Genomic DNA, 8,249 nt, shown 5'->3' on the forward strand with positions numbered 1-8,249 from the left:
CGCGTTTCTTGAAGACGATCGAGCTACCTGACGGTGCGGTGATCACCGGGCGCGGCCTGCGCGACGGGAAGATCGTGGAGCCGCACCCGCAGTACGGGGTGTACCTGCAGCCCAAGCCGGTCGACGTGCCGTGGCCGCACGACTGGATCGACTGGCCGGACTTCCGCCTCCCGCGCGATCACGACGCCGCGATCAGGCTGATCCGCTCCCTGCACGCCAGGGCGCTCTCCGGTGAGCAGGTCGAGGTGGCGTGCAGCGGTGGCATCGGCAGGACCGGCACGGTGATCTCGTGCCTGGCCGTGCTCGCCGGGGTCCCGGCGGCCGAGGCCGTGGCGTGGACGCGCGCGAACTACCACCGGCGTGCCGTCGAGACGCCGTGGCAGAAGCGGTGGGTCAGGAACTTCCCCGCCTAGGAGTCGAGTTCGACCGCGGAGCGCTTCTGCACCAGCTCGACGACCTGCGGTGGCACGGAGTCGCCGGCCGCGAGCAGCCGGGGCAGCAGCACGGCCTCCGTGGTCAGGGCCCGGAAGAACAGCTCGACCGTGACGTCGTGGCCGGGCCGGTGCACGACGGTGATCTCGTCGCCCGGCCCGATCAGGCCCTCCTCGAGCACGCGGAAGTAGGCGCCGGGCCGGGCGTGCCGGGTGAAGCGCTTCATCCAGCCGCGCTGCCCGAGGAACTCGGCGAACGTGCGGCACGGGATGCGCGCTCCGGTGATCTCCAGCAGCGCCGAGCCGATCCGCCAGCGCTCGCCGATGAGCGCGGTCGTGTGGTCGATGCCCTGCGTGGTCAGGTTCTCGCCGAACTGGCCGTTGTGCAGCGGGACGTCCAGCTCGGACTGCCACCAGTCGAGGTCCTCGCGCGCGTAGCCGTAGACGGCCTGGTACTCGCCGCCGTGCACGGTCAGGTCGGCGATCGAGTCACCGGCGACGCCGCTGCCCGCCGATCCCTTGGGACCCTGCGGGCTGACCAGCAGCGGCCCGTCGACCGGGCGTTTGTCGATGCCGGTGGCGCCCACGCGGGCGTAGTCGACCGGGACCGCCCTGCGGGCGATGTTCAGCGAGAGCACGACGGGCATGGGCACGAGACTATTGGCCGACCGCCTTGGCGGCGATCGAATTGACGTAGTCCTGGTACTTGCCGACCTTGTAGGTGATCAGGTCCATGCACTCCTGCAGCTGCACCATCTGCTGCTGGACGCGTTCCTGGTGTTCCTTCAGGATGTCCAGGCGCTGCAGTTCGTTGCCGTCGCCCTGGCGGACCAGCTCGGTGTAGCGGCGGATCTCCGGCACCGGCATCCCGGACATGCGCAGCATGATGCACATGCGCAGCCAGTCGATGTCCTGCTGCGTGTAGACGCGGCGGCCTCCCGGTCCTCTTTGGACCTGGCGCGCGAGGATGCCCTCCTTCTCGTAGAACCGCAGCGCGTGCACGCTCAGCCCGGTGCGTTCGGCCACCTGCCCGATGCTCAACCCCATGTCGTCGAGCATAGGCTTGACCTAGAGTCGGCTCTACTTCGTAGGTTCTCGCCATGAACATGCGCTATCGCGTACTTGGGGGAACCGGCATCGAGGTCAGCCATCACTGCCTCGGTGCCATGATGTTCGGCTCCGTCGCCAACAACGACCACGAAGAGGGCGTGCGGATCATCCACCGCGCCCTGGACGCGGGGATCAACTTCGTCGACACCGCCGACATGTACTCGGCGGGGGAGTCCGAGGAGATCGTCGGGAAGGCCCTGAAGGACCGGCGCGACGACGTCGTGCTGGCCACGAAGGTGCACTTCCCGCTGGGGGAGGGGCGCAACCGCAGCGGCAACTCGCGGCGCCACGTCGTGCGGGCCGTCGAGGACAGCCTGCGGCGGCTCGGCACCGACTGGATCGACCTCTACCAGGTGCACCGGCCGGACTACCGGACCGACGTCGAGGAGACGCTGTCCGTGCTGACGGACCTCGTGCGGGAGGGCAAGATCCGGGCGTTCGGGTGCTCGACCTTCCCGGCGGAGGAGATCGTCGAGGCGCACCACGTGGCGCTGAACCGGGGGCTGATGCGGTTCAGGACCGAGCAGCCGCCGTACTCGATGCTGGCGCGCGGGATCGAGCGGTCGGTGCTGCCGACGGCCCGGCGCCTCGGGATGGGCGTGCTGGTGTGGAGCCCGCTCGCCAGCGGGTTCCTGTCGGGCAGGCACCGGCGGGGCGCGTCGGCCGAGGCGTTCCGGGCGACGCTCACGCCGGAGCGGTTCGACGAGTCGCTGCCGGGCAACGCGGCGAAGTTCGAGGCCGTGGAGCAGTTCGCGAAGCTCGCCGACGAGATGGGGGTGACGCTGCCCGCGCTGGCGATCGCGTTCACGACGTCGCATCCGGCGGTGACCTCGGCGATCATCGGGCCGCGCACGATGGAGCAGCTGGAGTCGTTGCTGGAGGGCGCGTCGCTGGTGCTCTCCGACGACGTGCTGGACCGGATCGACGAGATCGTGCCGCCCGGCGTGGACACCTACGACGTGCACGGGTTCTGGAAGCCGGCGTCGCTGCTGGAGGTCCACCAGCGACGCCGGCCGCTCGATCAGCGCTGAGTCACCACCGCTGGGTGCTCAGGCCGGTGCCGAGGTAGACCTGGTCGTGCCCGTTGCCGTCGTTGTCGTCGGTGTAGACGACGGTGACGCGGCCCCACGGGTCGACCCCCACGGCGGGTTCGTCCTGCCTGCCCGTGGCGTTCGAGACCGTGAGCTGCCGTTCGGGGCGGCCCGTGGTGGTCCCGTCGGGGTTGTAGACGCTGGTGTGCACGTCCTGGGCCTCCGTCGTGGTCACCGCGACGCCGAGCTGGTCGTCGATGCCGACCTGCGGATCGGTGCCGGTCGTCTGCGCCACGGCACCGCGGGAGGTCCCGGCCGCCGTGAACGACTGAGTGCGGACGCCGGACTGCTCCCAGGCGACGGCGAAGTCGCCGTTGAAGTTCGCCGCCACGGCGGGGCGTTTGCCCTGCCCCGTCGTGGTCTGCGCCTGCTTCACGCCCCCGGCCGGGGTGACGATCTTGCGGGCGACGTTCGCGTCGGCCTCCCACACCACGACCGCGTTCCCGGCCGCGCCCATCGCGACCTGGGGTTTGGCGTGGGTGCCGCCGGCGTTGTTGATCTGCGCCTCGTAGGACTTGGAGCTGATCGACGCGAACACGCTCACCCGCACGGTCGGGGCGGCGGTGCCCTGCTTGTCCTCCCACGTGACCGCGAAGCCGGCGCTGTCGGGGTCCGCCGCGACGCTGGGGAAGTACTGCTGGCCGTCGGCGCTGGCGTTGGCCGTGCCGGAACCCGACACGGTTCCGCCGGCGCTGACGGAGCGGACGGCGATGTTGTAGTAGCCGTTGCCGTCGGGGTCCTCCGACCAGACGACGACGGCGCTGCCGTCCTCGCGCACCGACACGTCCGGCTGCCAGTGGCGCCAGGTGCCGGTGCCGCCGGTGGAGAGCTTCTTCTCGTAGACCGACGTCCCCTCCTTGTAGAGGCGGATCCAGACGTCGGAGTGGACCGGGTCCTCGGGGGCGGTGGTGTCGCGGTCGTCCTCCCAGACGACGGCGGTGTAGCCGTTGCGGGAGGACGAGACGGACGCGTTGTCCTGGTCGCCGGTCGCCTCGCTGTTGACCGTGGACCACGTCATCGGGACCGGGGCGAGCAGCAGGCTCGCGAGCAGCAGTGTCTTCACGGCGCCTGCAATCCGGGGTTGGTGGACTCGACGACGAAGCTGCCGACGGTCTTGACCGGGTAGTCGCGGACGGTGACCTTGTCGACGGCGCGGTAGTCGACGCGCATCTCGGCCGAGGTGGTGCGGGTCTTGACGTAACCGCGCAGGTTCTTGAAGTACTTCACGTGCGGGTTCAGCGTCGGGTTGAGGCTGTTGTCGGCCGCGTTGCCGTCACCGCCGGACGTGATGGAGGTGGTGACGAGCTCGGTGCCGATGATCCGGTTCTGGGTCCCGTAGTTCTGCATGAGGTTCGCGCCCCAGCTGCGGTGCACGTCGCCGGTGAGCACGACCGTGCCCTTGTTGCCGTTGGTGTCCCAGGCGTTCTGGATCCGCGTGCGGTTGGCGGTGTAGCCGTCCCACGCGTCCATGCTCTTGGACCCGTCCGCGGCGGCGAGCCGTTGCGCGAAGAACACCTGCTGGCCCAGGAAGTCCCACGTGCCGAGCTTCTGGCGCAGGCCGTCGATCAGCCACGTCTCCTGCGACGTGCCGGTGAGCGAGCGGGCCGGGTCGTCGGCGGCCGGGCAGACCTTCGTGCCGTCGCCGCACGCCTGGTCGTTGCGGTACTGGCGGGTGTCGAGCATGTGGAACGTGGCGAGGCTGCCCCAGCGGACCCTGCGGTGCAGCAGCATGTTCTCCGCGGACGGCGCCTGGGCGCTGCGCAGCGGCATGTGCTCGTAGTAGGCCTTGTAGGCGGCCGCGCGGCGTGCCGTGAAGTCACCGGCGGGGCTGCTGTCGTTGCGGACGAGGTCGGCGTAGTTGTTCTCGACCTCGTGGTCGTCCCAGACGACGAGCCAGGGCGCGGTGGCGTGCGCGGCCTGCAGGTCCGGGTCGGTCTTGTACTGGGCGTGGCGGACGCGGTAGTTCGCGAGCGTGCTGATCTCGGTGGCGGGCGCGAACTGGCGGACCTTCGTGGTGGTGGCGCCGCCCTCGTAGATGTAGTCGCCGAGGTGCAGGATCAGGTCGGGGTGTTCCTCGGCCATCCGGCGGTAGGCCGTGAAGTAGCCCTCCTCGTAGTGCGAGCACGACGCGAAGAGCATGGTCAGTTCGGGTTGCGTGCCGACCGCCGGTGCGGTGAGGGCGCGGCCGACGGGGGAGATGTGGCCGCCGGTGCGGAAGCGGTACCAGTACTCACGTCCCGGCTCCAGGCCGGTGAGGGTGACGTGCACGGAGTGGGCGCTTGCCTGGGTCGTGGTGAACGTGCCGGTGCGGACGATGGCGGTGAAGCGCTCGTCGGTGGCGACCTGCCAGTCGACGGCGGTGTTGGTGTTGGGCATTCCGCCGAGACCGTCGGCGTTCAGCGGGTTCGGTGCGAGGCGGGTCCAGATCACGAACCCGTCGGCCGCCGGCTCGCCGGATGCGACGCCGAGGGTGAACGGGTAGCTGATGGCGTTCGCCAGTGCGGGGAGCAGAACCCCGGCGCTCGCTCCCGCGAGGCCGCCCACGATGAAGGTGCGTCTCCGTAACGTGGTCATGACGCACAGGCTTACCGAACGCGGGTAAAGGCCCGCCTAATTGCGTGCGGCTTCGGAGTGGTCTCCCACCGAGCAAGAGCGGATGGGGGCGCGGGCACCGGGAGCGTTCCTGCTCAACGAGGCTCCGATGCTGGTGGAGCACTTCGAGCGGCAGCGCCGTGGAGAACACCGTTCATGATCAGGTCGAGCATCCGCTTCGCCTGGTCCGGGTCGCCGTTCTGCGCGACGCCGATCAGCAGCGCCATCAGGTCCATGGGCTCGGTGCGCGCGTTCAGCGGCTCCAGCAGGGTCTGGACGGCCTCGGTCATCTTCGCGCGGCTGTGCTCGAACGGGTTCAGGCCCAGCGCGATCACGGCCTGCAGCGCGTCCTTGAGGTCGCGTTTCGTCGCGGCGTAGGCGATGAAGCGGTCCATCCACTCCCTCAGCGCCGCCGCTGGCTCGTGCGTCTTGAGCAGTTCGGGCGCGGCGTCGCAGAGCTTCTCCAGCTCGGTGCGGTAGACGGCCTCGATCAGCGCCTCGCGGGTGGGGAAGTGGCGGTAGAGCGTGCCGATCCCGACGCCCGCCTTCTTGGCGATGGCCCCGAGCGTCACGTCCTTCTCGTGGGTGAACGCGTCGAGCGCCACCTCGATCAGCAGCCCTCGGTTGCGGACCGCGTCTGCACGCACTTCATCACTCCTATGGGGCACGCCACTTGCTAAACGGAGGATCCTCCGCTTACTGTGGAACTCGAACCGGAGGCACCTCCGTTTCAGTGTACGACACAGGTTGGGGAAGTCAGATGAGTGAGCGCATCACCACCCCGTTCGGGTTCGGGAGCACGGCTCTCGAGGTCGTCGAGGGCGTCGACCTCTCGGGCCGTCGCGCCGTGGTCACCGGTGGGGCGTCGGGCATCGGCGTGGAGACCGTGCGGGCGCTGGCCGCCGCGGGAGCCGAGGTCACCATCGCGGCGCGCGACGTCGAGGCGGGCCGCAGGGTCGCCGCCGACGTGTCCGCCACCACGGGCAACAGCGCCGTCCTGGTCGCTCCGCTGGAGCTGACCTCGCAGGAGTCGGTCAGGGCCTTCGCCGCGGCGTGGGACGGGCCGTTGCACCTGCTGATCAACAACGCGGGCGTGATGGCCACCCCGCTGACGCGCACGCCGGAGGGCTGGGAGCTCCAGTTCGCCACGAACCACTTCGGCCACTTCACGCTGACGCTCGGCCTGTTCGACGCGCTGCGCGCCGAGGGCGCCCGCGTCGTCAACGTCAGCTCGGCCGGCCACCTGAGCAGCCCGGTGGTGTTCGAGGACATCCACTTCGAGCGCCGCGAGTACGACCGCTGGCAGGCCTACGGCCAGTCCAAGACCGCCAACGTGCTGTTCGGCGTGGAGGCGGGCCGCCGCTGGTCCGGCGACGGCATCACGATGAACGCGCTGATGCCCGGCGGCATCCTGACGGCGCTGCAGCGCCACATCTCGCAGGAGGAGCTGCAGGAGCGCATCAGGCTGCGCGGCGGCGACAACCCGCTGCGGCTCAAGACGCCGGAGCAGGGCGCGGCCACCACGCTGGTGCTCGCCGTGTCCCCCTTGGTGGAGGGCCGTTCGGGCCTCTACTTCGAAGACTGCAACGAGGCACTCCCGCACGCCGAGGGCATGAGCAACGGGCTGGCCGCCTACGCGACCGACCCCGAGGCCGCAGCCCAGCTGTGGAAGGTCTCCGAGGAAACGCTGAAGGTGCAGGCATGATCACGACAGGATTCGGCTTCGACACGACGGCTCTGGACGTGGCGGCGACCGCCGACCTCACCGGCCGCCGGGCCATCGTCACCGGCGGTGCCTCGGGCATCGGCGTGGAGACCGTCCGGGCCCTGGCCACGGCCGGCGCCGAGGTGACGATCGCGGCCCGCGACATCGACGCGGCGCAGCGCGTGGCGGCCTCGCTGTCCAGGTCCACCGGCAACAAGCACCTTTCGGTGGCCCAGCTCGACCTCGCCTCGCAGGCGTCCGTGAAGGCCTTCGCCCGCACCTGGGACGGCCCGCTGCACCTGCTGATCAACAACGCGGGCGTCATGGCCACCCCGCTGACGCGCACGCCGGAGGGCTGGGAGCTCCAGTTCGCCACGAACCACTTCGGCCACTTCGCCCTGACCCTGGGCCTCTTCAACTCCCTGCGAGCAGAAGGCGCCCGAGTCGTGAACGTCAGCTCCTCCGCCCACCTGATGGGCGAGGTCGTGTTCGACGACGTCCACTACGCCCACCGCGAGTACGACCGCTGGCAGGCCTACGGCCAGTCGAAGACCGCGAACATCCTCTTCGGCGTGGAGGCCGGCCCCCGCTGGGCGGGCGAGGGCATCACCATGAACGCCTTGATGCCCGGCAGCATCGCCACCAACCTCCAACGCCACCTCACGAAGGAGGAACTGCAGGAACGCATCCGCCAAAGCGGCGCAGCCGCCACCCGCCGCGTCAAGACCCCGGAACAGGGCGCCGCGACCACCCTCGTGGTGGCCACGACCCCGCTGCTGGACGGCATCTCGGGCAGGTACTTCGAGGACTGCAACGAGGCCGAGCCGGTGTCGGGCGGCTCGCACATGCGCGGCGTGGCCCCGTACGCCCAGGACCCGGAGGCCGCGGCCCAGCTGTGGAAACTCTCCGAGGAGACGCTCTGGTCCCTGAAGGCGGCCTGAGCCTCCGCTTCGGCGCAGAAGCCAGGCCAGCCCGAACCCGGCGGGGGAGCCGAGGGCCGGGCTGGCCTGGAGCGGCCGAAGGGCAGTCGGCCGGCGACTTCGCGGGGACCGGAGGCCTCGTGGTGACTGGCGGCTTGGCGGAGGCTGCTGCTCCGGGAAGGCAGGCGGCTTGACGGTGACCGGCGGCTAGGTGCGACAGGTGCACCGGGACGACCGGCGGCTAGGTGAGATAGGGGCCCAGGGAGGCCGGGGGCAGGTGACGGATGGCCTGCGGTGAGAGGCCAGCCAGGATGACTGGCAGAGCGGAGAGGTGGAGAGGCGGACTAGCGGGTGGCCGGATGACGTTGATGGCTACTCGGCTCCGCCACCGGAGGCGGGG

Annotated in this window: 9 protein-coding genes; 4 read left to right on the forward strand and 5 right to left on the reverse strand. The window is 70.2% G+C overall.

Features of this window, described 5'->3' with window-relative positions; translation table 11 throughout:
- Positions 1-8 precede the first annotated feature (8 nt).
- Positions 9-413 carry a protein-tyrosine phosphatase family protein gene (locus tag ORI60_RS06710; protein WP_266035415.1) on the forward strand — a complete coding sequence of 135 codons (405 nt, stop codon included), beginning with the start codon at positions 9-11 and terminating at the stop codon, positions 411-413.
- Here ORI60_RS06710 and ORI60_RS06715 read toward each other — a convergent pair.
- A complete protein-coding gene (locus ORI60_RS06715) occupies positions 410-1,078 on the reverse strand; it encodes an MOSC domain-containing protein (protein ID WP_266035416.1) in 669 nt (222 codons plus the stop codon). The genes ORI60_RS06710 and ORI60_RS06715 overlap by 4 nt on opposite strands.
- 10 nt (positions 1,079-1,088) lie before the next feature.
- Positions 1,089-1,478 carry a MerR family transcriptional regulator gene (locus ORI60_RS06720; RefSeq protein ID WP_266035418.1) on the reverse strand — a complete coding sequence of 130 codons (390 nt, stop codon included), beginning with the start codon at positions 1,476-1,478 and terminating at the stop codon, positions 1,089-1,091.
- A 59-nt stretch (positions 1,479-1,537) separates the two neighbouring features.
- Here ORI60_RS06720 and ORI60_RS06725 point away from each other — a divergent pair, with 59 nt between their 5' ends.
- Positions 1,538-2,572: an aldo/keto reductase gene (locus ORI60_RS06725; protein WP_266035462.1), complete on the forward strand. Its 1,035-nt coding sequence runs from the start codon at positions 1,538-1,540 to the stop codon at positions 2,570-2,572.
- A gap of 1 nt (position 2,573) precedes the next feature.
- Here ORI60_RS06725 and ORI60_RS06730 read toward each other — a convergent pair whose 3' ends face one another.
- The 3 genes from ORI60_RS06730 to ORI60_RS06740 form a co-directional block, all read right to left on the reverse strand.
- Entirely contained in the window at positions 2,574-3,695 is a 1,122-nt protein-coding gene (locus ORI60_RS06730) for a hypothetical protein (protein WP_266035419.1), read from the reverse strand.
- Positions 3,692-5,206, reverse strand: a complete 1,515-nt coding sequence (locus ORI60_RS06735) for an alkaline phosphatase D family protein (protein ID WP_266035420.1) — start codon at positions 5,204-5,206, stop codon at positions 3,692-3,694. The genes ORI60_RS06730 and ORI60_RS06735 overlap by 4 nt, the downstream gene beginning before the upstream one ends.
- Positions 5,207-5,319: 113 nt before the next feature.
- Positions 5,320-5,871 carry a TetR/AcrR family transcriptional regulator gene (locus ORI60_RS06740; RefSeq protein ID WP_266035421.1) on the reverse strand — a complete coding sequence of 184 codons (552 nt, stop codon included), beginning with the start codon at positions 5,869-5,871 and terminating at the stop codon, positions 5,320-5,322.
- A 113-nt stretch (positions 5,872-5,984) separates the two neighbouring features.
- On the opposite strand from ORI60_RS06740, the gene ORI60_RS06745 reads away from it, so the two are divergent.
- A complete protein-coding gene (locus ORI60_RS06745) occupies positions 5,985-6,929 on the forward strand; it encodes an SDR family NAD(P)-dependent oxidoreductase (protein ID WP_266035422.1) in 945 nt (314 codons plus the stop codon).
- A complete protein-coding gene (locus ORI60_RS06750; protein ID WP_266035423.1) occupies positions 6,926-7,870 on the forward strand; it encodes an SDR family NAD(P)-dependent oxidoreductase in 945 nt (314 codons plus the stop codon). The genes ORI60_RS06745 and ORI60_RS06750 overlap by 4 nt, the downstream gene beginning before the upstream one ends.
- Positions 7,871-8,249: the final 379 nt, after the last annotated feature.

Source organism: Lentzea sp. NEAU-D7 (assembly GCF_026242055.1).
Lineage (GTDB): Bacteria > Actinomycetota > Actinomycetes > Mycobacteriales > Pseudonocardiaceae > Lentzea.

What these genes read in the sequence shown, in the direction of transcription:
- ORI60_RS06750 (WP_266035423.1), top strand. Translation starts at nt 6,926, where the DNA reads ATGATCACGACAGGATTCGGCTTCGACACGACGGCTCTGGACGTGGCG.
- ORI60_RS06735 (WP_266035420.1), bottom strand. Translation starts at nt 5,206, where the DNA reads ATGACCACGTTACGGAGACGCACCTTCATCGTGGGCGGCCTCGCGGGA.
- ORI60_RS06720 (WP_266035418.1), bottom strand. Translation starts at nt 1,478, where the DNA reads ATGGGGTTGAGCATCGGGCAGGTGGCCGAACGCACCGGGCTGAGCGTG.
- ORI60_RS06725 (WP_266035462.1), top strand. Translation starts at nt 1,538, where the DNA reads ATGCGCTATCGCGTACTTGGGGGAACCGGCATCGAGGTCAGCCATCAC.
- ORI60_RS06715 (WP_266035416.1), bottom strand. Translation starts at nt 1,078, where the DNA reads ATGCCCGTCGTGCTCTCGCTGAACATCGCCCGCAGGGCGGTCCCGGTC.
- ORI60_RS06745 (WP_266035422.1), top strand. Translation starts at nt 5,985, where the DNA reads ATGAGTGAGCGCATCACCACCCCGTTCGGGTTCGGGAGCACGGCTCTC.